This window comes from Nostoc sp., from assembly GCF_036917635.1.
Taxonomy (GTDB): domain Bacteria; phylum Cyanobacteriota; class Cyanobacteriia; order Cyanobacteriales; family Nostocaceae; genus Nostoc.
This window is the reverse complement of sequence record NZ_JBALCW010000021.1, coordinates 72,245-97,792: the sequence shown is the minus strand read 5'-3', so window position 1 is coordinate 97,792 and position 25,548 is coordinate 72,245. Positions and strand designations below refer to the sequence as shown.

The following is a 25,548-nucleotide window of genomic DNA, read 5'->3' as shown; positions in this document are numbered from 1 at the left end:
AGTGGACTTTATGTAAAGGAGTTATAAGTTGCAACGATAAACTATGCTAGAAAACCTAATTCAATGCTAATGTTGGGTTTGATTAGCTGTAATTAAGGTAGCTAGAAGATAGCACAGTGGCTGTTGCAGTTGAAAAATTAATAACATCGGATATTTTAAAACCAGGACGTTACCTGGGTAATGAGCGTTTAGCAGTACACAAAGCTTGGGATACGGCAAAAATACGCTGGGTATTAACTTATCCAGAAGTATATGAAGTTGGTGCATCCAATTTAGGGCATATTATTCTCTATAACATCCTGAATGCCCAACCGCGTCAATTGTGCGATCGCGCCTACCTCGCAGGAAAAGACCTAGCAGCCAAACTACGCGAAACTAATACGCCATTGTTTGCGGTAGAGTCGAAGCGATCGCTCATAGAATTCGACATTTTAGGTTTTAGCCTCAGTTACGAACTGGGTGCAACTAATATCCTAGAAATGTTGGATCTAGCTGGAATCCCCTTGACGTGGAGAGAACGCCAACAAACAGGGGGAGAATTTACAAATCTCCAATCCCAGTTTCCATTGATTTTTGCTGGTGGGCAAACAGCAACATCCAACCCTGAGCCTTACGCTGACTTTTTCGACTTTATCGCCCTTGGAGATGGAGAGGAACTGCTGCCAGAAATTGGTTTAGTGTTGGAGGAAGGCAAACAAGCAGGATTGAGTCGGCAAGATATATTACTGGATTTGGCACAGATACCAGGCCTATATGTTCCCCAGTTTTACGATATGGCAGAGGATGGCTCAGTTCAACCTTGTCGCTCTGACGTGCCCAAACGAATTCTGCGACGGGTTGCAACTCCCATACCAGCATATTCCATTGGGTTAGTTCCTTACGTAGAAACGGTGCATGACCGTTTAACAATTGAGATTCGGCGTGGTTGCACTCGTGGCTGTCGCTTCTGTCAACCAGGAATGCTGACTCGCCCAGCACGGGATGTAGAACCCGATAAGGTTGTAGAAGCAATTGAACAGGGAATGCGGGCAACTGGTTACAATGAGTTTTCCTTGTTATCTCTGAGTTGTTCTGATTATTTGTCCCTACCAGCAGTGGGGATGGAAATCAAAAATCGCTTAAAAAACGAAAATATTTCTCTGACTCTACCAAGCCAACGGGTAGACAGATTTGATGAGAATATTGCCAATATCCTGGGAGGTACGCGGCAAGGTGGACTGACTTTTGCTCCAGAAGCTGGAACTCAGCGAATGCGAGACATCGTAAATAAAGGTTTGACGAATGAAGAATTGTTGCGGGGAGTGAAAACCGCTTGGGAGCAAGGCTGGGATAAAATCAAGTTGTATTTTATGATTGGCTTGCCGGGTGAGACGGATGTTGATATCTTGGGCATTGCGGAAACAGTCAGTTGGCTACAGCGAGAATGTCGGGGCAAAGGCAGAAAACCCCTAAACTTTAACCTGACTATTTCTAACTTTACGCCCAAACCCCATACGCCATTCCAATGGCACTCAGTTTCTACGGCTGAATTTAAACGCAAACAAAACCTGTTGCGGCAAGAATTCCGCCGAATAAAGGGAGTGAAGGTAAATTTTACCGATGTTCGCATTTCGGCAATGGAAGATTTTGTGGGACGAGGCGATCGCAAATTGAGCACAGTAGTCCGCCGCGCCTGGGAATTGGGCGCAGGAATGGATTCCTGGTATGAAAATTTAGATCAAGCTTTTAGCGCTTGGGGAGATGCGATCGCCGGGGCCGATCTAGACTGGAAATACCGCCAAGTAGAAGATGGCGAATGGAATTTGTTTCACGCACAAGATCAGACGAGATCGAAAGATGCGGAAAATACCCCACTCCCAACTCCTAACTTCCCACTCCTAACTTCCCACTCCCTCGATACTCCCCTCCCTTGGGATCATATTGATACCGGAATTGACAAAAAGTGGCTCAAAGAAGACTTGCAACGCGCCTTAGAAGCTGCAATTGTACCCGATTGCTCTTTTGAAGGTTGTTCTCACTGTGGCGTATGTGGAACCGACTTTGGCCATAACATTGTGATTGAATCACCTGCCATCCCGAAGTTCGCTGGCGAGTTTGTCCCCAACACAACTAAGCTACAACGACTGCGAGTTTGGTTTGGAAAACAGGGTAATATGGCTTTGGTAAGCCACCTAGATTTAATCCGTCTGTTTGACCGAGTTGTGCGGCGAGCAGGCTTACCAATCGCTTTCACTGGTGGATTTCATCCAATGCCGCGAATTTCAGTAGCAACTGCTTTGGCTTTAGGGGCTACTAGTAGTGGTGAAATTGCGGATTTTGAGTTAACTGTACCAATGGCAGTCGATACTTTTCGAGAAGAATTGGTTCGGGAAATGCCCACAGACATACCTATATATAATGTGGAGCAGATAGATTTAAAAACTCCGGCAGCGACTCAACTGCTAGAAACCGCAGAATATTTAATTACCGTAGCAGCACTTGAAGAAGTAACACCTATACAATGGCAAGAATGGATTGATACCATCAAAGCAAAAGACGAACTGTGGTACGAGCATACAACAAAGTCAGGCAAGAGCCAGTTAATAAATCTGCGCGATCGCTTGTTTGAACTGGAATTAGTAGAAACCCGCAAAAGCATTGCAGAATCTATATCTGTTATCCGTTATGTAGGTAGCTATCGCCAAGATGGTTTTCTATTGCGTCCTGAACAAATCCTGTTTATGCTAGGGATGGTGGCTAATGGAGAATTCCAACTCCTGCACATCCACCGCAATCGGCTAACTTTAGGGGTATAATCCCTGTAGGGCAGCTTGCTAGTAGTTGTCCTAACGTGGGTATATCGTTGGAATTGATTTTTAGCAAGGTTGCGTTAGAATGGGGTGAAGAGAAATTTTCTGGCGCTGCATTGAATTAGCTGGTTCACTACCCTGGTGTTCAGGGGGCGAAAGCAAAGATATTAGAGTGCAAATTCTAGGATTTTATCCCAGACAAACTGAGGCAGATTAAAGAACACACACTCTCTCTATAGCTACCTTGTGAATCAGTAACTAACAGCAGGCTCGTTTAGATTCTCTAAATCCATGCTTTTTAAACAACTGCTGAATGTTTAATCCCCAGTAGTGCCAAAGAGCTAGTGAGCCACTTTTCTACTAGAGTTGTTCGCCTTTGGCGTTAATGTAGGTTAGGTTAAGCTAAATTTGCAAGACGTTCACAACGCGCAAAGCGCGGCTTAAAGTAGGGTAGCATCTGGCGTTTGGAAAATAGAAATAGTTTCTTTTTCTTAACGACATCAGTAGGTTACTCTCAAATGAAGCTTCCTGAGTTAAAAACTCACTCAGGATTCAGAACTTTTAACGAAGAACTCTCTTTATTGAGGGTATTGCATCACAAATCAACCACGGACGGTTGATTTAATTGCTTAAACATGCAGCCGTTCTGGAATAATCCGCCGTAAAAATGCTCTTAAGAGCGCCAATAGCTATTTAATTTAGAAGCTCAGGTTTGCGATTTTTATTATCAGTAGCGCCTTTTGAGGGTTGCAGGGGCAACAAAGGTATAACAAACCTCCAGACCTATTGGTGCTGCCAATTTTGAGGAAATTGAATGCCAAAACAAATTATCATCGCGGAGCAGCACCAAATTGCTGCTGTATTTTCTGAAGATCAAATACAAGAATTAGTTGTTGCTACGGGTCATCACCAAATAGGTGATATCTACTTAGGAGTAGTTGAAAACGTATTGCCTGGGATAGATGCAGCTTTTGTCAATATTGGCGACCCAGAGCGCAACGGTTTTATTCACGTCACCGACTTAGGACCATTAAAGCTAAAGCGTACCGCAGCAGCAATTACAGAATTACTAGCACCACAGCAGAAAGTTTTGGTGCAAGTAATGAAAGAGCCAACGGGGACAAAAGGCCCCCGGATGACGGGTAATATCACCTTACCCGGACGCTACGTAGTACTGATGCCTTATGGTAGAGGCGTAAATTTATCCCGACGGATTAAAAGTGAAAGTGAGCGCAACCGCTTGCGAGCACTAGCAATTTTGGTCAAACCGGCGGGAATGGGCTTGCTTGTGCGTACAGAAGCAGAAGGCAAACCCGAAGAAGCGATTATGGAAGATTTGGAATTGCTGCAAAAGCAATGGGAAGCCATTCAGCAGGAAGCGCATTCCACCCGTGCGCCAGCACTACTCAACCGGGACGATGACTTCATTCAGCGCGTATTGCGGGATATGTACGGCGCGGATGTAAATCGAATTGTCGTAGATTCCAGTACTGGTTTGAAGCGCGTGAAGCAGTACTTGCAGAACTGGAGCGGAGGTCAAACACCACAAGGATTGTTAATTGACCATCATCGCGATCGCTCCCCTATTTTAGAGTACTTCCGCATCACTGCCGCCATTAGAGAAGCCCTCAAACCGAGAGTAGACCTACCTTCTGGAGGCTATATCATCATTGAGCCGACAGAGGCATTAACCGTAATTGATGTTAACTCAGGTTCCTTCACGCGATCGGCAACAGCTAGAGAAACAGTTTTGTGGACAAACTGCGAATCTGCAACAGAAATTGCTCGCCAGTTGCGTCTGCGGAATATTGCTGGGGTGATCGTTGTTGATTTTATTGATATGGAATCACGACGCGATCAACTGCAAGTTCTCGAACACTTTAATAAAGCACTCAAAGCAGACAAAGCTCGTCCGCAGATTGCCCAATTAACCGAACTGGGTTTAGTAGAATTGACCCGCAAACGCCAAGGTCAAAACATTTACGAATTGTTTGGTGATACTTGCCCCACCTGTGGCGGTTTAGGACATACTGTGCGTCTGCCTGGAGAAATCGAAAACCGATTACCAATACCAGCAGAAACACCAGAGCGTGAACGTGAGCGTTTTATATCCCTGCCTCACCGAGAACCACGTCAGCCTGCTACCCGCATCCCAGAACCACGAGAAACCTATGATGGATTTTCAGAAGCATTTGAGGGTGACCTAGAATCGGGTAACCTAAATCTGATCAATCATCCTAGTTATCAAGACCTTAATGATAATAAGCGTCGTACCCGCACTCGCCGCAGTCGAATTCCCATCAATGGGTTAAACGGTAAAGATGAAGCTCGGGTTATAGCCAATCCACTGGCTTTTGTCAACGAGCCAGACTTAGACCTTGATATTGAACCAGAACTAGGAGTTGCACCAGAGATTCCCTCACCCACCCTTAGTAAACCAGGTTGGAGTGAAAGACTAGAGCGCGCTGTAATAGATCGGACTATAGATCGGACTATAGATCGGACTATAGATCGGACTGTAGATCGCACTAAAATTACCAAGGCAGAGCCAATTAAACCAGTGGTAGAACCACCGGAGATTAGAACTGTAGAAATGAGCCTCCAGGAACAGGATATTTTTGCTTTGATGGGAATATCTCCCTTGGTGAAATTAGAGCAAGAGGTTAAAAATCCCAAGTCTGTGATTATTAATGTAATTCAACCTGGTCAGCAGCCAACGACTCCAACTCAATCAACCTCAGAATTAACTATTGTCCAAAAAGCAACACCTGAAATAACCCCAAGCAAGCTACCAATACCAAAAGTTATTGACCCAGAACCAAAACCTTTGATAGAAGAGATAACTGAACCATCTGAGTTGACTGCTAGCCCAACGGGTAGCTTGTCTGCCAAAGCTTCCGATAACGAAGATGAAAGTGATGCCAACAGCGCCGCCACTGCCAGCCGTCGCCGCCGCCGTCGTTCCTCAGCGATCGAGGATAACTAATTTGCTTTATGGTAGAAACGTCGCCAACGCCCTTGGAACAATCCAATTGGCTGGAGTTTTCTACCTTGTCAGGGATTCCAGGGTTGGTTGCAGGTGTGGATGAAGTAGGGCGAGGCGCTCTATTTGGCCCTGTGGTGGCAGCAGCAGTGATCCTACCAGATTATGCTCTGCCAATACTGATGGCAGCTAAAATCAAAGATAGTAAAAAGTTATCTAGTTCTCGGAGAACTCAGCTAGCGCAGCAGATTTGTGGGCTGGCTATAGACTGGAAAATTGGGTTTGCTTCTACTGCCGAAATTGACAAGATAAATATTTTGCAAGCAACGCTGTTAGCAATGAAGCGGGCTGTGCTGAAGTTAAAGGTACAGCCTGCACTCTGCCTGATTGATGGTAATCAGTCAATCAAAGACTTGCTATTGCCGCAACAAACAATAATTAAGGGGGACGAGCGATCGCTCGCTATTGCCTCTGCTAGTATTGTCGCTAAGGTTTGGCGTGACGATCTGGTACTGCGTCTAGCATTAAAATACCCCATGTACAACCTGGAGTGTAACAAGGGTTATGGTAGCCAGCGGCATTTGCTGGCTTTGCAACAATATGGGCCTTCGCCCCTACATCGTCAGTCTTTTCGTCCTTGCCAAATCAAAGTATCGAACGCTGAGTGATTAAATAATTACTCAGCATTCAAGATTGGCAATTCAGTACTGTTACCGCTAATTCCTCTATCTTTGGTTTGTGATATCACCCAGTAGCGATAATCCGCCAAAAGTTGATTTAATAACCGTTGCTTGACCGACAACAGCACGCTTTTGAGCAAAGCATTGCCAGTAGCTTCTAAAATTGGCTTAGGAGTGAAGCAAAATGGCGGTGGCAAATCCACTAGCACTTCTAAATCAGCCCTTCCTTGCAGGCGAGTGCCAGTGCTTAACTCTTTGGGAGACAAATGACCTTTTAAATTGAGAGCAAAGCGCTGGTTAATATACTCGAAGCCCAGAATTTCACAGCCTAGCGATCGCAAATTAATTATTCCATTTGATTCTGCCCAAACTCTCATGTCTACAGTAGGTTGAATACTCAATGACATAAAAGTTAACGGACGCATTTTCAAGCGAAATACTTCCTCAGAAAGCTGCTCAATTCTACTGTTGTCAGCCAAAGCCTTAACTAGACGTTGAGGCTGGCGCAAGTAGTGCTGAATGGGAATAGGCTGCTCTGGAACAGCGATTTCAACCGATTGGGAGGCAGTAAACCGGGTAGCCATGAGCGGATAAAAATATTTGTTTCTTAATTTTAATATTTTTTAATAAATTAAATCTAATTATTAAAAAATTACAAAATTTATTGACCATAAAAATGATTGTTGCTTATCAGCTATACATCACTAGCAAAAAGTTGCTACGCTTATTACTATCTTTAGTTCAATAAATATAGATTAGGGGTGAGCTCAACTACTATGTAAGATGCTATTTTTTGGCTTGCGACCTATCACATACCAAGTTGTAACATCATCCCACACGCCCTGCTCTGTTTGTCGCGCCTCTAACTCTGCTTCAAATTCGGCTTTGGCTTGTTCTAACTGCGCTTCAGAAAGTCTTGATAAGGGTTTTTCCGGTTGTCCAGGGGTTGGAAAAGAATTGCCGCCCCAAGCTGCTTTTGCTTTGTCTAAGCTCAGGTAGCTACCGTGCTGCTCAGTTTTAATTTCAACCGCTTCAAAACACGCACTTAAGAACAGTTTCCGACACTCTTCAAATGTTCCAAGGCGATTACTCGGTTCTAGCATTACTCCGTACCTCGCAAGTACCTCCCGAAACACCACATAGCCGACATAGGCTGTTTCAGCAGGAGTATGAACGCCAATCAGTCCATCTGGTTTAAGAAACTGATGCCAGAGGCGTAATGTCGCTGCTTTGTTTTCTAGCCAAGGGAATGTGTTGGCACACAAAATTCGGTCAAAACTGTTGGCAGGAAAATTGAGTAATTCAGCGTCTGCCAGTTGAAACTCAACGTTGCCTAAATCTAAAGCTTCAGCTTTGTCCCTTGCTTGTTCCAGCATCCCAGCAGAAATATCTACACCAATGACTCGACCTGAATTTCCAACAATTCGAGATGCTTCGAGTACAAGATGCCCTGTCCCAGTTCCAATGTCTAAAATCTGATGACCAGAACTGACTTGTGAATATTCAAGTAAACGACGACAAATTTGCAAATGCCAATTGGTATCGTCGTAGGTCTGACTTCTTTGGTTGTATAAATCAGCGATTTTCTGCTTGTAATTGTTTAAGCTAAGTTGCTCAACCATTGGCAAGTCCCCTTTAACTGCGACTCAGTTTAACACTAACTCAGGCTCCATCGCATTACCGATTAATTCTGAACCCTTAATACGCCTACTTACCCCAGAAATTGTTGCTTCCCTGACTGGTTATGACTACATTTTGAATGCCCTATCTATCGTAAACATTTTTTGAATTGGTATTAAAATTTCATTCTTGACACCAAATCAAGAATATGAATTGTTATTTGGTCAGAAACTAATATAATTGCTCTTAAATCTTCAGAGGAATTTAGCAAAAAAACTGCCAGGAAATTTATCTGCTAGAAGACTGATTTCCATAACCTATTTTCCTGGATACATATTTCGGTCTATTCGTTTAGTAAGAGTAGATGTTAGATACATTTGCCAAAACCAAAATATCATAATCTCTGTTTACTTATTAAACTTGCAACTCAAGGCTAAAGGTATGACTTTATCGATCGCACATTTAGGGCCTCCCGGCACTTATACAGAACAAGCAACTGTTTTTTATGTCAACTGGCTAACTAAAAGTATGGGAGTTGAAGCTAGCCTATGTCCCTATCCCACCATCTCCCAGTCACTGCACGCCGTTGCTCATGGCCAAGCCAACTTGGCTGTTGTGCCTGTGGAAAATTCTATTGAAGGGAGTGTGACTATGACACTAGATACACTGTGGCAGTTGGACACTTTGCAAATTCAACTAGCCTTAGTATTACCTATTGTCCATACGTTAATTTCTTGCGCGTCTAGCTTAGATAAAATTAAAACTGTTTACTCTCACCCGCAAGCTTTGGCACAATGTCAGGGATGGTTAGAGCGGTTTCTCCCGACTGTACAGATTATTCCCACCAATTCTACAACCGAAGCACTACAGCGATTGGAGCAAGAGACAACAACAGCAGCGATCGCTTCTAGTAGAGCAGCGCAACTCTACAACCTGCCGATACTTGCTAGTGGCATCAACGACTATCCAGAAAACTGTACTCGTTTTTGGGTAGTAAGTCAGGGTGAAGTTGACGCTGGATATCAGGTATCAAAAGTGCCTACCAGTCACACATCACTGGCTTTTAGTATGCCTGCCAATACACCCGGAGCATTGCTCAAACCTTTGCAAATATTTGCTCAACTAGGAATTAACCTCAGCCGGATTGAATCTCGTCCGACGAAGCGATCGCTTGGCGAATACTTGTTTTTCATGGATTTAGAAGCGGATGCCAAGGAAGCACAAATGCAATCTGCTTTAGCAGAATTGACTATGCACACAGAAATTTTAAAAATTCTTGGCGCTTACAATCTTTTGCCAATCAGCGCTCTTACTTGATAAGTTAGGAGTGAGGAGTTAGGAGTTAGAAGTTAAGAATTATTAGTTAGGATTTAGGAGTTATCAGTTATTAGTTATCAGGTAGAGGGAATATAAATTATAAGTTGCCAATCTTTTATTTTTTTGTTATTTATTCCTAACTCCTAACTCCTAACTCCTCACTCCTAACTCCTAAATCCTAACTCATCACTTTTCATTAAACGTGTCTTTAAGAACAGCGCGAGCCGCCAAGTGATTCCGAGTAGAGGTTAAAATTTCTGCTTCCCGCTCAAGACGAGTTGTAGTATCTTGCATTTCTAGCAATAACTGCTGCTCTGCGGCGACACCATAAAGATTACTCGCTACCCAATAAGATAACTCTGTTGGTAGGTCAGGTAAATCTTCTGGCAGTTCGATATTTTGTTCGGTTAATTTGCCTGATAGACGCACAACATCTCGCAGTAGTTGTTCTACTTCAGTTGATAAAGGTCGCAAATCTTTAGCTGGTGGTTGGTCTTCAATCCACTCAACTAAGCCAACCATATATGGCTTTTCCCGAACATACTCTAATACCCGAAATCTTTGCTGCCCTAAAGTCAACATCTTGATGCGATCATCTGGCAGCCGTTGGTGATGAACGATTTCCGCACAGCAACCAGTGTTTGCAATTGTACCTTTAACAGGATCGACCATCAAAACACCGAACCTGCGATCGCTCTCCAAAATCGTGTTCATCATGATTCGGTAGCGAAATTCAAAGATGTGCAAAGGCAATGGTCTGGTAGGAAACAGAACTACTTCGGGTAACGGGAACAGAGGTAGTTCACGAACTGCAATTTTAGAAGATGATGTCATTGTTACTTTGGTATAAACTTAATCTTAAAAATAATTTTTCTCTGCTTTTCCCGTACTTCATTTACATTCTATCATTTGTTTCCTAGCTAAATAAAAGCCCTGAGATATATTTCTTCAGGGCAATGTAAAAATTCATACTAATCTCATTTGTCATTTTTCCTTTGCTAATGACTAATGACTAATGACCAATGACTAAATTAAAGTTTGACTTCGATATCTACACCTGATGGTAGATCCAATTTCATCAGGGCATCTATAGTCTTAGAAGAGGGCTGGTAAATATCAATAATCCGGCGATGAGTACGGGTTTCAAAGTGTTCCCGTGAATCTTTATCTACGTGAGGCGATCGCAGCACACAATAGATCCTGCGTTTTGTTGGTAAAGGAATTGGGCCTACGGCTGTAGCATTTGTGCGGTTAGCTGTATCTACAATCTTCTCGCAAGATGTGTCTAATAAGCGTCGGTCAAAAGCTTGTAAGCGAATTCTAATTTTCTGCTGCTGTAGAGTTGCCATCTTTAATTTTCCAGGTTCTGCGTAATTAGGGGAATATTTACAGGTAAAAGGTTACAGGTTAAAGGTTACAGAAAACTATTACCTGTCCCCTGTAACCTATTACCTTATTTATAGAGGGAAGAGAAAGGAGCAGAGAGGAATTATACCATCTCTGCTCCTTTGTTATGAGCGAAAAGGTGCTATTTGATAATTTTGGAGACGACACCAGCACCGATGGTGCGGCCACCTTCGCGGATAGCGAAGCGCATTCCTTGTTCAATAGCGATCGCGTTGATCAATTCTACTGTCATCTTGATGCGATCGCCTGGCATCACCATTTCTACTTCTTTGCCATCATCAGAGGTGTAGGCTTTGATAGTACCAGTTACATCGGTTGTCCGCACGTAGAACTGGGGACGGTAGCCAGCGAAAAATGGAGTCTTACGACCACCTTCTTTTTCTGTTAAGACATAAACCTCACCTTCAAATTCATTGTGAGGTTTAATCGAACCAGGTTTGGCGATGACCATACCCCGTTCAATATCAGCCTTCTGGATACCCCGGAGTAGTACGCCAGCGTTATCCCCAGCCATACCTTGGTCGAGACTCTTCTTGAACATTTCAATACCAGTTACGGTAGTGGCGCGAGTATCTCTGATACCCACTAGTTCAACGTTATCGCCAACTTTGACTATACCCCGTTCAATCCGACCAGTGGCGACAGTACCACGACCTGTAATTGAGAACACGTCTTCTACAGCCATCAGGAAGGGTTTATCAACATCCCGCTCAGGAGTGGGGATGTAAGAATCTACAGCATCCATTAATTCGTAGATTTTGTCTACCCAAGGATTTTCACCGCGTTTGGTCTTGGGATTTTTGGTCATTGCTTCTAGAGCTTGCAGACCAGAGCCTTTGACGATGGGGATGTCGTCACCAGGGAAATCATAGCTGCTTAACAGTTCTCTCAGTTCTAGTTCTACCAGTTCCAAAAGTTCTGGGTCATCCATCAAATCTTCTTTGTTCAAGAAGACAACCAGACTGGGAACGCCTACCTGTTTTGCCAACAGGATGTGTTCGCGGGTTTGGGGCATAGGACCATCGGTAGCAGCAACTACCAGGATTCCTCCGTCCATCTGGGCAGCACCGGTGATCATGTTCTTCACATAGTCAGCGTGTCCTGGACAGTCTACGTGAGCATAGTGCCGACTTTCGGTTTCATACTCTACGTGAGCAGTATTGATGGTAATACCCCGGGCTTTTTCTTCTGGGGCATTATCAATTTGGTCGTAGCCCTTAGCTATAGCCTGACCCATAGCTGCCAAGGTCATGGTGATGGCTGCTGTCAAGGTAGTTTTACCGTGGTCAACGTGGCCAACTGTACCGATATTAATGTGGGGTTTATTCCTTTCAAACTTTGCGCGTGCCATGAATGCTCATTTCCTTATTTTAACTAAGCGTTCCCTTTGCTTTTTGCAATGATAGTTTCAGCTACGCTGCGAGGAACCTCTTCGTAGTGGCTGAACTCCATCGTGAAGGTACCCCGACCTTGCGTTTTTGACCGGATATCAGTGGCGTAGCCAAACATGCTCGCCAGTGGAACTTTTGATGTTACCTTAGCAAGTCCCTTTTCCGTGCTTTGGCTTTCAATCTGCCCTCGGCGGGTGTTGAGGTCGCCAATGACGTTGCCCATATAGTCTTCAGGAACTTCAACTTCAACTTTCATCATAGGCTCTAAGATGACAGGTGAAGCTTTCAGCACAGCCTCTTTCATCGCCATTGAACCAGCGATTTTGAAGGCCATTTCTGAAGAGTCTACATCGTGGTATGACCCATCAATTAGCGTCGCTTTAACGTCAATCAACGGATATCCAGCTAGAACACCGGATTCGCAGCTTTCTTTCATCCCTTGTTCTGCGGGGCCAACGTACTCTTTAGGTACTGTACCGCCAGCAATTTTGGAAACGAATTCAAAGCCAGTACCGGGTTCTCCAGGCTCCAAATTGATCACAACGTGACCGTATTGACCTTTACCACCACTTTGGCGGATGAATTTGCCCTCAACTTTGTTCACAGCTTTCCGAATTGTTTCTCGGTAAGCTACTTGTGGCGCACCTACATTCGCTTCCACCTTGAATTCTCGTAACATCCGGTCTACTAGAATTTCTAGGTGTAGCTCTCCCATTCCGGCGATCACGGTTTGGTTTGTTTCGGGATCGACGCGGACGCGGAAGGTGGGGTCTTCTTCTGAGAGAGATTGCAGAGCCTTGGACAGTTTGTCCATGTCGTTCTTGGTTTTGGGTTCAACCGCCACCGAGATTACAGGCTCAGGAATGAATAGGGATTCCAGAATTACTGGCGATCCATCATCACAGAGGGTGTCACCTGTCAAGGTGTCTTTCAATCCCAGAGCTGCTCCTAAATCACCCGCTCGCAGTTCATCGACATCTTGCCGATCATCTGCCTTCATTAGAACTAAGCGGGAAATCCGTTCTTTTTTATTCTTGCTAGCGTTGAGAACGTAGCTGCCCTTTTTCAGGACACCAGAATAAACGCGAACAAATGTTAGGCGACCGTAAGGGTCAGCCATAATTTTGAATGCCAAAGCTGCTAGGGGTTCGTTGTCATCAGCCCGCCGCTCAATAGTATCGCCATTGGGCAGTAAGCCTTGAATTGGCGGTACTTCACTTGGCGCTGGCAGGTAATCTACAACGGCATCCAGCATCAACTGCACGCCTTTGTTTTTGAATGCTGAACCACAAAGTACTGGTACAATTGTTCCCGCAATTGTGCCTTTACGCAGGGCAGTCCGAACTTCCTGCTCTGTAAGTTCTTCGCCCTCGAAGTACTTAGCCATCAGAGCATCGTCGGTTTCTGCTGCGGCTTCTATGAGCTTGGTGCGGAATTCGTCTACCTGCGCTTGCAATTCTTCGGGGATATCGGTTTCCTGGATATCGGTTCCTTGGTCATTGGCGTAAATATACGCACGTTGCCCTACTAGGTCAACGATCCCTTGGAAGTCGTTTTCACTACCAATTGGTAATTGAATAGCGATCGCATTTGCCCGCAGGCGATCGCGAATTTGCTCGTGAACTTTATAAAAGTTCGCTCCGGTGCGATCCATTTTGTTGATAAAGGCGATCCGAGGTACTTTGTAGCGCTCTGCTTGCCGCCACACTGTCTCAGACTGCGGTTGCACGCCGCCCACAGAACAAAATACTGCGATTACGCCATCTAACACGCGCATGGAACGCTCAACTTCAATTGTGAAGTCTACGTGACCCGGAGTATCGATAATGTTAATTTGATGATCTTTCCAGCTGGTACTGATAGCAGCCGCAGTAATGGTAATTCCCCGCTCCCGCTCCTGCTCCATCCAGTCTGTGACGGCAGTTCCTTCATGAACTTCGCCAATTTTATGAATTATCCCAGAGTAAAATAATATTCTCTCTGTTGTTGTTGTTTTGCCCGCATCTATATGCGCCGCAATACCAATGTTGCGTACTTTGTCTAGCGGGATCGTGCGTGCCACAGCTACCTCCTATAGTTTTTGCCTCATGATATCTTGTATATTACTCTTTGTTAAGATTCTATACTTTTAGGGAAAACCGTCTGCTTTTTGTAAATCATCCGATATACCGCTTCTGGAGGGCGATATATCGCTTTTCTACTTAGTAACGATAGTGTGCGAATGCTTTGTTAGCTTCCGCCATCCGGTGCGTTTCTTCGCGTTTCCGAATTGCATTGCCTGTTTCATTGGCAGCATCCATTAATTCATTTGCCAGTTTGCTTGCCATTGTCCGCCCTGGTCTAGACCGGGAATATTGCACTAACCAACGCAGTGCTAGGGTAGTACCCCGTTCTGTACGCACTTCCATTGGTACTTGGTAGGTTGCTCCACCAACCCGCCGAGCTTTTACTTCTACTAAAGGCGTGGCATTTCGCACTGCTCTTTCAAAGGTTTCTAAAGCACCGTTACCAGTGCGTTCCTCAATAGTTTTCAATGCTTCATAAACAATTCGTGCGGCAAGTGATTTTTTGCCATGACGCATGATTCGCCTGATAATCATGCTCACAAGGCGACTGTTATATACAGAGTCAGACGGGACTGGGCGCCTTTGAATAACACCACGACGAGACATACTTCACCTTTAATTCGGAATTTGGCAACGAAATTATATGCTATCAGAGACCGGAAACTAAAAGCTGTGGAACCCAACCCTCAGACTTTTTCAACTTTGTTTTCGACTGTTACAGCAGGGCTGACCTATTGACTGCCAATTTTGGATTAGAGTTTTTGGTAGACGTTCCGACCACAAGGATTGGAAAAAATCAAAAGTCTGTAAGTCTCATCCCCTTGTGGGTTCGACCAATCCAAAATTGCAAATCGTTCGATGCTTCCTGAGCGAAGTCGAAGGACTGAGCCTAGTCGAAGTCTAAAATCTAAAATTCATTGACTTGCTACCTGCAACTAAATACTCAAGGCGAAAAGATTCTAAATCTTAATGTTCAGATTAGATTCTGCTGTGGGTTACAGCTTTCTCCTCAGAACTTCTACACTTGCTCGCTCAGTGTAGGTGTAGCTTGCTTGATTTTTTTTTAAACTTGAGCAGCTTTCATAACTGCTGTGAGAACACAGACCCTGATAGTTTTTTTGTCCTTGAGCGTTTTTCAGGTAGACGATTAACCGTGTTGGGTGCGATTAATCGTCTAATCCTATTTTTTCGCTGCTGCTTTCGGACGCTTGGTTCCATACTTGGAACGCCCTTGTTTACGGTCTTTGACTCCGGCTGTATCTAAGGTGCCACGAATAATGTGGTATCTCACGCCTGGTAGATCCTTAACCCGACCGCCACGAATCATCACAACTGAGTGTTCTTGTAAGTTGTGACCAATACCTGGAATATAAGCTGTGACTTCAAATCCAGAGGTAAGTCTGACTCTTGCTACTTTACGTAGAGCTGAGTTCGGCTTTTTTGGTGTGGTCGTGTATACTCTGGTACAAACTCCCCGACGTTGGGGGCATTGTTTCAGAGCCGGGGACTTGGTTTTCTGACGCGCTTGTTCGCGCTCGTTACGTATTAGCTGCTGTATTGTTGGCATGAGTTACAGCGCGTAAAGCTGCTTATATGTCTAAGTTTTAACAAATCCTAATTATATCGTTTTTTACGGGTTTATGTCAATTGTAATTTTTCCTTAATTACTTGGTCATTTTTCCTTTGTTATTGGTAAACGATCGCTAATTAAGGACTATTGACTAGTTGTGGAGAATGAATTACCACAGCCACAGGTTGCGATCGCCTGGGGGTTGTGAAAGCGAAAACCACCACCCATTAAGTCTTCTGAATAATCCACCCTCAAACCGTTGACGTAATTTAAGCTTGCGGCATCTATGACTACTTGAATCTCATCTAAGTTGAAAACCTGGTCGCCGACTTTTATTGCTTCATCAAAGGACATATCATAAAATAACCCGGAACAACCACCTGGTTTTACTGCCAATCGAAACAAGACATTTGGCTGCTGCTTGGACTTTATTCGCCCAATTTCACTGGCGGCTGCAAGACTCAGATGAATCATGGAACTCGTTTTTTGCAATTGAAGACCCCATCTTCATTTTACAGACAGATGGGTTAATCCTAGCTTCTTGAAAATTCCAAATCATCGAAGCTATGAGTGCGATCGCTATTACTACATTTATAGCACAACATGCTTCAGTCCCCACCTTAACTAGGTAGGGACTTCTGGGGTGCAGTGGTTCCAAAAGCTGGTTTGCACAAAAATGTATTGAGTTTTTAGATTAGAGCTTTAATCCTTAGTACGGGCATAGTCATCTTGGTAGCGAATAATATCATCTTCTCCCAAGTATTCGCCATTTTGGACTTCAATTAACACCAAAGGGATTACGCCAGGATTCTCTAAACGATGAGATGTACATTGGGGTACATAAGTTGACTCATTATTGCTCAGTAGTACTTCTCTCTCGCCACAAGTTACCCTAGCTGTACCAGAGACGACAATCCAATGTTCGCTGCGGTGGTGGTGCATTTGTAGACTGAGGCGGTGTCCTGGCTTAACTTCGATGCGCTTGATTTTGTATCCGCGCCCTTCTTCCAAAACTGTAAAAGCACCCCAAGGACGTAACTCAGTTGCAGCAACGCCTTTGGATGTGATAATTGAAGGTAGATGTAGAGTTTCAGTCTGTGTAGTTTCTTGATATCGAGCCATAGTTACCTCATTTGGAGACATAACAAACCGTTGGTACTCTTACTATTGATATAAAAATCTGGCGCTATCTTGCAACTTTGGAAATCAGCAATTTTGTCGCACCTTGATAAAGATAGCAAAATCAAACGTGACGGTGTAAATCATCACTACTGAAATTCTGGCATCTACACCAAGTCTTCATCAAGCAAAATTACAGCTTGTTCTAATCTTTAAGAAAGATTGGGCATTAAGAGTTTGGAGTTAGGAGTTAGGAGTTTGGAGTTAGGAGTTAGGAGTTTGGAGTTTGGAGTTAGGAGTTTGGAGTTTGGAGTTTGGAGTTTGGAGTTTGGAGTTTGGAGTTTGGAGTTTGGAGTTTGGAGTTATCCCCTCATCTCCCTCATCGGGAGCATCCCAATTTTGGCTTAAATCTTTTCCCTCAGCCCCAGCCTCTCTCCCATATCACGGGAGAGGGGAGACATAATTCTAGTTCCCCGAATCCCTACTCCCTCATTATCGTGGTTTCAAGAAAATACCAATTCCATTATGAACACGAGCAGCTGTACTAGGTGAGCGATTGAGTAGTTGTCCTCCTAAGTAAAGGCTGGTAGAACTACCTCCGTCCAAATTTAGGGCATCCACACAGCCCATCTGTTGCAGCAATTGGGCATGTTCTGCCAAATTAGGGCCATAACCGCCTGCACGATTATGTATGGCAGTAATCATCAATGTGCCTGTTGCTGTTGTGCAAATACCGCTACGAATAGCCTTTTCGGCAATAAAGGCATTGCTGAATTGTTCGCTTTTGGCATCGAGGACAATTTGACGATTTTGGACTAATAAAGGACCTGCTCCGATAATCTGGGGATAACGGCTAAAATCAGCCGGAGTAGTGGCGCTAGAAATACTTACTGCGGTTCCAATCGGTAGCTGTGAGGCAGCACTAGCAGCGTTGGCGCGTAAGGTTAGTAGGTAGCCATCCTGGGGAATGGGAACGGCCGTCTCACCAATTTTGCCGCCTGGTAATTGTTGAGTAATTTGGTCTTTCTGTACGACTAGGATAATTTCGTTATCCGTCAAGGGCGTGTAAGTTGATCCCCAAGCTGGGGTGTAACGAGCAATGCCACTCTGGACGTAGCCACTGTTAAGATACAGAATTGGTAGGCGCTGGTTATTTGCTGTGATTAAAGTTTCTTCTAAGGTGAGACGACCGAAGTAAAATTGGCCAGAATCATTCCAAGCGATCGCACCACGGTTGAGAATGGGGCTTGATAACCACTGACCATCCCGACGAATTGCACCCAAGGGGAATCTGTTATTGCGGTTAAAATAACCACCGTTAATTCCAGCTACTGCTAAGTAACGTTGTGCTGTTTGAATTAAGGGAGCAGTACCCGCAAGCCCATCAGGACTAGCCCACATAGGTTTCAACGTTAGCCCAAATTTACGGGGATTAACTTCTAACCAGACCACCGGGAAGCGTTCTGTGCCTAAGTTGACATAATGCTGTCGCCAGCGCAATCCAGGAGCCCAACTAATATCTCTTTCTTCTAGGGGATCGGGTCGAATATCGATAATCAAGCGATTGGGGTTATCTACAGTACTAACTTGAGGCGATAGACCAAAAGGAACGCTCAGACTAATTATGGTTTGGTTTTTCACCACCTCCACTTGTTGAATCAGTGGTTCAGGGGCTGGGGCTGCTGGTATTGGTTGTGTTGGTGTAACTGGTAATAATTGTTTGAGCAAGTTTGGCAGCAATGTTGGTGGTGCTGCTGGTGGCATTCGGGTATAGCGTTCTATCAAAAGGGGATCAGCTATTCCATCCAGGGTAATTGTCCACTCTCGATTTGCCGGTGTAGTCGGTTTTGGGGTTGGTGTGTCTGGGTCAGAAGATGGAGTTTGGGGTTTTGCGATCGCTGACCCTTGTGCAACTTGCCAGGGTGTTGGACGATCTAAATCAACAAGAATGCGAGCCTGTTGCAAAGGAGTAACACTCGCCTCTGGAGGTTGCTGGCTCTGAACAATATTTGTAATTTGTGCTTTTGGGGTAGCAATCACCAAAATGTTGTCATTGGTTCGGATTTCCCATCCAGATGTTTGAGCAAAATTAGTAATATCCAAATAGCGATATGCGCCTAGTAGCTTGGTGGATAAAACCTGTGGCTTTATCACCGATGAAAACCACTGTATTGGTTGCCTTGCTGAGTTACTACTGTTTAAGAAATTTACTCCAATTAACTGCCTAAATGCCCCATCACTCAGATGAGTTGTAATCCGACCAGCTTTTCCAGGTCGCTGGAACCATGTTGCTGGTAAAGTACGACCATTGAGGGAAATTTGATTACCAGAGGATAGTACGCCTGTTAAAGCAGGTACAGGTGACTGGGAGATCAGCCTGGGTATTGATTGGGCGTTGGTAGTACAGGTAGTAGTTAAGCATAGTGTTATTAAAAATAATGGTGACACAGTAGCCCAGAAAAATCTGCGATCGCCTTTGACCTTGGCTTTGCGATCGCTATTCCCTGATTGTCCATAATTCGGCATTTTTACCATAATTTCTTACGTTTTTTGGAAAACTATCAGCCAAGGTATAAACTAACTAATTATTTGGAAATATAAAAAAAACATGAGTTTATTTTGGAAAAAACATGATATTCTATATATTGGCTAGCTGTCTCTTTTAAACGCCAATCAATTTATATAGACGCTAAAGCCACTGCAATCAAGTGTTTTAACTGGCACTAATTCTAACCACACTATACACGGTAGTTTTGATTATCAAAACTGGATTAATATATTTAATCCTGACTGAACGTTGCTAATTCAGTAAGGTCTAGTTAATAGTAATACATGTGCCAACTGATAAGCGGCAAAACTCTAGACAACAATATTTGGGAATTGTCAAATGGGTATATATTGTAATACGCTGATTTTATTGCTGGATCGGGATAACTAAATAATTACTAATTCGTAATTCGTAATTCGTAATTAAAAGGGTACAGCAGCCCACACTAAATTAAAAATTTAGTGGTTAACAACACAATGGAGGGTACAACCCCCCACTGATTGCAACTACGAATTAAGGTAGCGTAACTAAAGCCTTCTCTTGTCCCTTGGCGTTAGCCTCTCCTAAAGGGAGAAGGGGAGAGGCTACGCCAAGGCTTAGAGCGAGTAATTGATCGTGACGATCAATTACGAATTATTTTGACTTTGGCTTTAAAAGATAGTAGAGCGTTCAGTTTTAGTTTTGTTTCAGGTGAGCCGAAATAGGCTCTATGAGTAGCTAGCGTGCATCTGGAAAAAGGGAATTGAGAAAATATTTAGCTTCACAATATAAAAAAGAAACTGTCAGGGCAAAAATCATGTCTTGGCGGAGGTAACTTGTCTAACACCGCATAAATACATAAAAAATACGCCAAAATTTTAACTTAACACGGGTGAACTAACACAGTAAAACCGAAGTTAAAATTTTTTTTCCCTAAATTTCGGTGCTTGTATATTTTTCCATCGCTGAATTTAGAAATTTTTCCGATAACGTAGTGGCAAAATTGCTAACTCAATACTTCAGGAACAGGGTATGAATAATAAACCGATGAATCAAGACCAACAAATCACAGAGGATATAAACTCAAGAGATACCTATCAGGGGCAGAAGTGGTTAGTAGAAGAACGAGATGCCTGTGGTGTAGGTTTTATTGCTCATCGCCAAAATCATACCAGCCACGAAATTGTCGAAAAAGCCTTAGCTGCCTTAACCTGCTTAGAACACCGGGGAGGTTGTAGCGCCGATCAAGATTCTGGTGATGGGGCTGGAGTATTGACAGCAATACCTTGGGAGTTGTTCCAACAAGACTTTGCCCAAAGAGGAAAGGAATTTCCATCCACCAATAATATAGCTGTGGGGATGATATTTCTACCACAAGACGAGCAAGCAGCAAAAAAAGCTAGGGTTGCAGTTGAGCAAGTAGCTGCTGAAGAAAAATTTATTTTACTTGGTTGGCGAGTTGTGCCAGTGCAACCTGATTTACTTGGGGTACAAGCAAGAGAAAATCAACCCCAGATTGAACAGGTTTTGTTAGCTTCTGTTGACAAAAGCGGCGATGAATTAGAACGACAATTGTATATTACCCGCCGCCGAATTACTAAAGTTGCAACCAACATCTCAGAAGAATTTTATATCTGCTCGTTGTCAAGCCGCACAATTGTCTACAAAGGTATGGTGCGTTCTGCTGTCTTGGGCAGCTTTTATGACGATTTAAAAAATCCAGCTTACAAAAGTGCTTTTGCTGTTTATCACCGCCGCTTTAGTACCAATACAATGCCCAAGTGGCCCCTAGCTCAACCAATGCGGCTTTTGGGTCACAACGGCGAAATCAATACTTTGTTGGGTAACATCAACTGGATGATGGCGCGAGAAGCTAGCTTAAATCATCCTGTATGGAGCGATCGCATTAAGGAACTCAAACCATTAGTTCATATTGATAACAGCGACTCAGCTACTCTAGACAATGTACTGGAATTGCTAGTGTGTTCTGGACGCACCCCCTTGGAAGCTTTAATGATTATGGTTCCAGAGGCTTACCAAAATCAGCCTTCTTTAAATGACTATCCAGAAATTATTGATTTCTACGAATATTACAGTGGACTGCAAGAAGCATGGGACGGGCCAGCACTTTTAGTATTCAGTGATGGCAAAAAAGTTGGTGCAACACTAGATCGTAATGGTTTAAGACCAGCCCGCTACTTGATCACTAAAGATGACTACATTGTTGTAGCTTCCGAAGCTGGTGTAGTGGACTTTCCAGAAGCCGATATTGTCGAGAAAGGTAGACTCGGACCAGGACAAATGATTGCCGTGGATTTAGTCAACCATGAAGTGCTGAAGAATTGGGAGATTAAGCAGCGCATTGCCAAACAGCACCCTTATGGGGAATGGCTGCAACAGTACCGTCAAGAACTCAAACAAATTGTCAGTAGTCAGTCGTTAGATGTCAATGGAAATGGACATCTGGCTGCTGAAAATGGCAACGGGCATAGTACAACAGACAAAATTGACAAGCAAACCTTACTTCAGTATCAAACTGCCTTTGGCTACACCACAGAAGATGTAGAAATGGTGATTCATCCAATGGCGATCGCAGGTTCAGAGCCGACTTTTTGCATGGGGGATGATATTCCTTTAGCAGTGCTGTCAACAAAACCCCACCTGCTGTATGACTATTTCAAACAGCGTTTTGCTCAGGTGACGAACCCAGCGATCGATCCCCTACGGGAAAAGCTAGTGATGTCTCTGAAAGTCGAACTGGGTGAACGGGGTAACTTATTAGAACCCAAGGCAGAATATGCTCGGAGATTGAAGCTGGAATCGCCAGTATTAACGGATGGTGAGTTAGAGGCAATTAAGCTGTCAGGATTTGCCACAGCTGAGTTATCAACCCTATTTGCGATCGCCACTGGCCCAGAAGGATTAAAAGCCGCAGTCCAATCTTTACAAGCACAAGCAGCTGAATCAGTCCGCGCAGGTGCAAAGATTTTAATCTTAAGCGATAAGGGAAATGACGGTATCAGCCCAGAAAATACATACATTCCTCCCCTGTTAGCAGTGGGTGCTGTACATCATCACCTGATTCGGGAAGGGTTGCGAATGAAAACATCCCTAATTGTCAATACTGCTCAATGCTGGAGTACCCATCACTTTGCTTGTCTCATTGGTTATGGTGCTGGTGCAGTTTGTCCGTATATGGCTTTGGATACGGTGCGTGATTGGTGGTCTGATCCCAAAACTCAAAAGTTAATGGGTGTGCAAAAAATTGCAACCCTCACCCTAGAACAAGCTTTAGGAAACTATCGCAAAGCAGTAGAGTCGGGTTTGCTAAAAATTCTCTCCAAGATGGGAATTTCTCTGCTATCCAGCTATCAAGCAGCCCAAATCTTTGAAGCTATTGGCATTGGGGGAGATTTAATTGAACTGGGATTCCGTGGTACGACTTCCCGGATCGGTGGTTTGAGTGTTAGCGAACTCGCTGATGAAGTGCTTTCCTTCCACAGTAAAGCTTTCCCAGAACTGACGACCAATAAGTTACAAAACCTGGGCTTTGTGCAATACCGTCCTGGCGGCGAGTACCACATGAATAGTCCAGAAATGGTGAAGGCGCTGCATAAGGCTTTAGATGGCAAAAACTACGACCACTACGAAGTTTATAAAAAGCACCTCCAAGGTAGACCAGTAACAGCTTTGCGTGACTTGTTGGACTTTCAAGGCGATAGCACACCCATTTCTCTAGAAGAAGTAGAGTCAGTAACTGAAATTGTCAAGCGCTTCTGCACCGGAGGCATGTCTTTAGGCGCTTTGTCAAGAGAAGCCCATGAAACTTTAGCGATCGCCATGAACCGCATTGGCGGTAAATCTAACTCTGGAGAAGGCGGCGAAGATCCAGTGCGCTATACAGTTTTAGATGATGTAGACGAGTCTGGTCACTCGCCAACCCTACCTCATTTAAAAGGATTGCGGAATGGCGATCAAGCTTATAGTGCTATCAAGCAAGTTGCATCGGGACGTTTTGGTGTCACACCAGAGTACCTAGTCAACGCTAAACAAATTGAAATCAAAATTGCCCAAGGTGCCAAGCCTGGGGAAGGTGGACAACTGCCAGGCCCCAAGGTGAGCCAATACATTGCCATGTTAAGGCGCTCAAAGCCAGGTGTAACGCTGATTTCACCACCACCGCACCACGATATCTATTCCATTGAAGACTTAGCGCAACTGATTTTTGACCTGCACCAAATTAATCCCAAAGCAAAGGTGTCGGTGAAGCTAGTTGCAGAAGTTGGCATTGGCACGATAGCAGCTGGTGTAGCTAAAGCAAACGCTGATATCATCCAGATTTCTGGCCATGATGGTGGTACAGGTGCATCGCCGCTAAGTTCGATTAAACACGCTGGTTCCCCGTGGGAACTGGGTTTAAGTGAAGTGCATCGCGTCTTGATGGAAAATGGCTTGCGCGATCGCGTGATTTTGCGCGTAGATGGCGGTCTGAAAAGTGGCTGGGATGTGGTAATAGGTGCATTGATGGGCGGTGAAGAATTTGGTTTCGGCTCCATCGCCATGATTGCTGAAGGCTGTATTATGGCGCGAGTTTGCCACATGAACACCTGCCCTGTAGGTGTTGCTACTCAAAAAGAAGAACTCCGTAAGCGGTTTACGGGAATGCCGGAACAGGTTATCAACTTCTTCTACTTCGTCGCCGAAGAAGTGCGTAGTTTATTAGCACGACTTGGTTACCGTTCTTTGTCAGAAATTATTGGACGTGCAGATTTGTTGAAACTGCGCCCAGAGGCAAAACTCACCAAAACGCGATCACTGAATCTCGACTGTTTACTGAAGCTACCAGATACCAGAGACAATCGTAGTTGGTTAGTGCATGAAGAAGTCCACAGCAACGGTGTAGTTTTGGATGACTTGATGCTTGCCGATCCCGACATTCAGACTGCCATTAGGGATCAGTCCACTGTTACCAAAACTTACCCTATTGTTAATACTGACAGAACAGTAGGCACAAGATTAGCGGGAGCGATCGCTTCTCAATACGGTGATAGTGACTTTGAAGGACAAATTAATCTCAACTTTACAGGTAGTGTTGGGCAAAGCTTTGGTGCGTTCAACCTCGTTGGTATAATTCTTTACCTAACAGGAGAAGCAAACGACTACGTAGGTAAAGGGATGCATGGTGGTGAAATCATCATCAAACCTCCAACTGATGCTACCTATAACGCATCACAAAACGTGATAGTTGGCAATACGTGCCTCTATGGTGCTACTGGTGGCATGTTATTTGCCAACGGTTTAGCAGGAGAGCGTTTTGCTGTAAGAAATTCCAAAGGCATAGCAGTGATTGAAGGCGCTGGGGATCACTGCTGCGAATATATGACTGGTGGTGTGATTGTCGTCCTCGGCAAAGTAGGACGTAACGTAGCAGCCGGAATGACTGGTGGACTGGCATACTTCTTAGATGAAAACGACTCATTTCGTGAGTTAGTCAACCCCGAAATTGTCAAAATCCAACGGGTGATTACAGAAGCAGGTGCAAAACAACTGCAAGAGTTAATCAAAACTCATGCGGAACGCACTGGTTCACCAAAGGCGAATAAAATTCTGCAAAACTGGCAAGAATTTTTGCCGAAATTCTGGCAGTTAGTACCACCTTCTGAAGCTGATAGTCCCGAAGCCAATCCTGAAAATAAAACAACTGAGTTCAGTTTAGTTAGCAGTCATTAAGTAATACCAATTCTGTATGAAGATGCGCTAAACCATATTTAAGTACAAGAAAGAAAAACGAACCGCAAAGTCCGCAAAGAACACAAAGAAAGAAAGAAGAAGTTAAGAGGGTTTGGCGCAGCCTCACAAAGAAATGGTATAAGTAGGTCGGCGAGAAAAAACCAAACTATGTAACGAAAAGTAAAATCTCTGTATTTGGCTCGTAAGTAGGGAGGCAACATAAAACCAAACTATGTAACAAAAAATAAAATCTCTGTATTTGGCTTGTAGTTGCGCTATCTTGCGCTAAAGCGCAACTACGAGCCAGTGATGATTATTTGCGCCCACTTACTTAGTTGCGCTATCTTGC

16 protein-coding genes are annotated in these 25,548 nt (G+C 44.1%); 5 read left to right on the top strand and 11 right to left on the bottom strand.

The genetic code is table 11. The annotated features are described in order from the left end of the window. Window positions 1-116 precede the first annotated feature (116 nt). From V7K32_RS06405 to V7K32_RS06395, 3 genes are all read left to right on the top strand, one after another. Window positions 117-2,795, top strand: a complete 2,679-nt coding sequence (locus tag V7K32_RS06405) for a TIGR03960 family B12-binding radical SAM protein (protein WP_334991341.1) — start codon at window positions 117-119, stop codon at window positions 2,793-2,795. 808 nt (window positions 2,796-3,603) lie between these two features. Beyond that, a complete protein-coding gene (locus V7K32_RS06400; RefSeq protein ID WP_334991339.1) occupies window positions 3,604-5,775 on the top strand; it encodes an Rne/Rng family ribonuclease in 2,172 nt (723 codons plus the stop codon). Window positions 5,776-5,783: 8 nt separating this feature from the next. Then, on the top strand, window positions 5,784-6,440 hold the full coding sequence (locus tag V7K32_RS06395) for a ribonuclease HII (RefSeq protein WP_334991337.1): 657 nt from the start codon (window positions 5,784-5,786) through the stop codon (window positions 6,438-6,440). An 8-nt stretch (window positions 6,441-6,448) separates the two neighbouring features. Here the strand turns inward: V7K32_RS06395 and V7K32_RS06390 are convergent, their stop codons facing one another. Together V7K32_RS06390 and V7K32_RS06385 are read right to left on the bottom strand one after the other, a co-directional pair. Continuing rightward, window positions 6,449-7,036: a DUF1997 domain-containing protein gene (locus tag V7K32_RS06390; RefSeq protein ID WP_334991335.1), complete on the bottom strand. Its 588-nt coding sequence runs from the start codon at window positions 7,034-7,036 to the stop codon at window positions 6,449-6,451. A gap of 183 nt (window positions 7,037-7,219) precedes the next feature. Beyond that, window positions 7,220-8,074: a class I SAM-dependent methyltransferase gene (locus tag V7K32_RS06385; protein ID WP_334991333.1), complete on the bottom strand. Its 855-nt coding sequence runs from the start codon at window positions 8,072-8,074 to the stop codon at window positions 7,220-7,222. 439 nt (window positions 8,075-8,513) lie between these two features. Here V7K32_RS06385 and pheA point away from each other — a divergent pair, with 439 nt between their 5' ends. Beyond that, window positions 8,514-9,389, top strand: coding sequence for a prephenate dehydratase (gene pheA, locus V7K32_RS06380; RefSeq protein ID WP_334991331.1), 876 nt, complete (start codon window positions 8,514-8,516; stop codon window positions 9,387-9,389). 186 nt (window positions 9,390-9,575) lie between these two features. Here pheA and V7K32_RS06375 read toward each other — a convergent pair whose 3' ends face one another. The 9 genes from V7K32_RS06375 to V7K32_RS06335 all read right to left on the bottom strand — a co-directional run bounded on the left by V7K32_RS06375 (window position 9,576) and on the right by V7K32_RS06335 (window position 19,468). Further along, window positions 9,576-10,223, bottom strand: coding sequence for an LON peptidase substrate-binding domain-containing protein (locus V7K32_RS06375; RefSeq protein WP_334991329.1), 648 nt, complete (start codon window positions 10,221-10,223; stop codon window positions 9,576-9,578). Window positions 10,224-10,420: 197 nt separating this feature from the next. Next, a complete protein-coding gene (rpsJ, locus tag V7K32_RS06370) occupies window positions 10,421-10,738 on the bottom strand; it encodes a 30S ribosomal protein S10 (protein ID WP_017320518.1) in 318 nt (105 codons plus the stop codon). Between the two features lie 179 nt (window positions 10,739-10,917). Beyond that, window positions 10,918-12,147 carry an elongation factor Tu gene (gene tuf, locus V7K32_RS06365; RefSeq protein WP_334991328.1) on the bottom strand — a complete coding sequence of 410 codons (1,230 nt, stop codon included), beginning with the start codon at window positions 12,145-12,147 and terminating at the stop codon, window positions 10,918-10,920. Between the two features lie 23 nt (window positions 12,148-12,170). Further along, window positions 12,171-14,249 carry an elongation factor G gene (gene fusA / locus V7K32_RS06360; RefSeq protein ID WP_334991326.1) on the bottom strand — a complete coding sequence of 693 codons (2,079 nt, stop codon included), beginning with the start codon at window positions 14,247-14,249 and terminating at the stop codon, window positions 12,171-12,173. A gap of 139 nt (window positions 14,250-14,388) precedes the next feature. Then, window positions 14,389-14,859 carry a 30S ribosomal protein S7 gene (gene rpsG / locus V7K32_RS06355; protein WP_094331156.1) on the bottom strand — a complete coding sequence of 157 codons (471 nt, stop codon included), beginning with the start codon at window positions 14,857-14,859 and terminating at the stop codon, window positions 14,389-14,391. A 574-nt stretch (window positions 14,860-15,433) separates the two neighbouring features. Further along, window positions 15,434-15,820 (bottom strand): 30S ribosomal protein S12, encoded by a 387-nt coding sequence (gene rpsL, locus V7K32_RS06350; RefSeq protein ID WP_334937366.1) that lies wholly within the window; start codon window positions 15,818-15,820, stop codon window positions 15,434-15,436. A 147-nt stretch (window positions 15,821-15,967) separates the two neighbouring features. After that, window positions 15,968-16,297, bottom strand: coding sequence for a HesB/IscA family protein (locus V7K32_RS06345; RefSeq protein ID WP_334991488.1), 330 nt, complete (start codon window positions 16,295-16,297; stop codon window positions 15,968-15,970). A gap of 228 nt (window positions 16,298-16,525) precedes the next feature. Further along, on the bottom strand, window positions 16,526-16,945 hold the full coding sequence (locus tag V7K32_RS06340; protein ID WP_118168994.1) for a cupin domain-containing protein: 420 nt from the start codon (window positions 16,943-16,945) through the stop codon (window positions 16,526-16,528). 489 nt (window positions 16,946-17,434) lie between these two features. Further along, window positions 17,435-19,468 carry a phosphodiester glycosidase family protein gene (locus V7K32_RS06335; protein ID WP_442938701.1) on the bottom strand — a complete coding sequence of 678 codons (2,034 nt, stop codon included), beginning with the start codon at window positions 19,466-19,468 and terminating at the stop codon, window positions 17,435-17,437. 1,033 nt (window positions 19,469-20,501) lie between these two features. Here V7K32_RS06335 and V7K32_RS06330 point away from each other — a divergent pair. Then, a complete protein-coding gene (locus V7K32_RS06330; RefSeq protein WP_334991321.1) occupies window positions 20,502-25,199 on the top strand; it encodes a glutamate synthase-related protein in 4,698 nt (1,565 codons plus the stop codon). The last annotated feature ends 349 nt before the right edge of the window (window positions 25,200-25,548 follow it).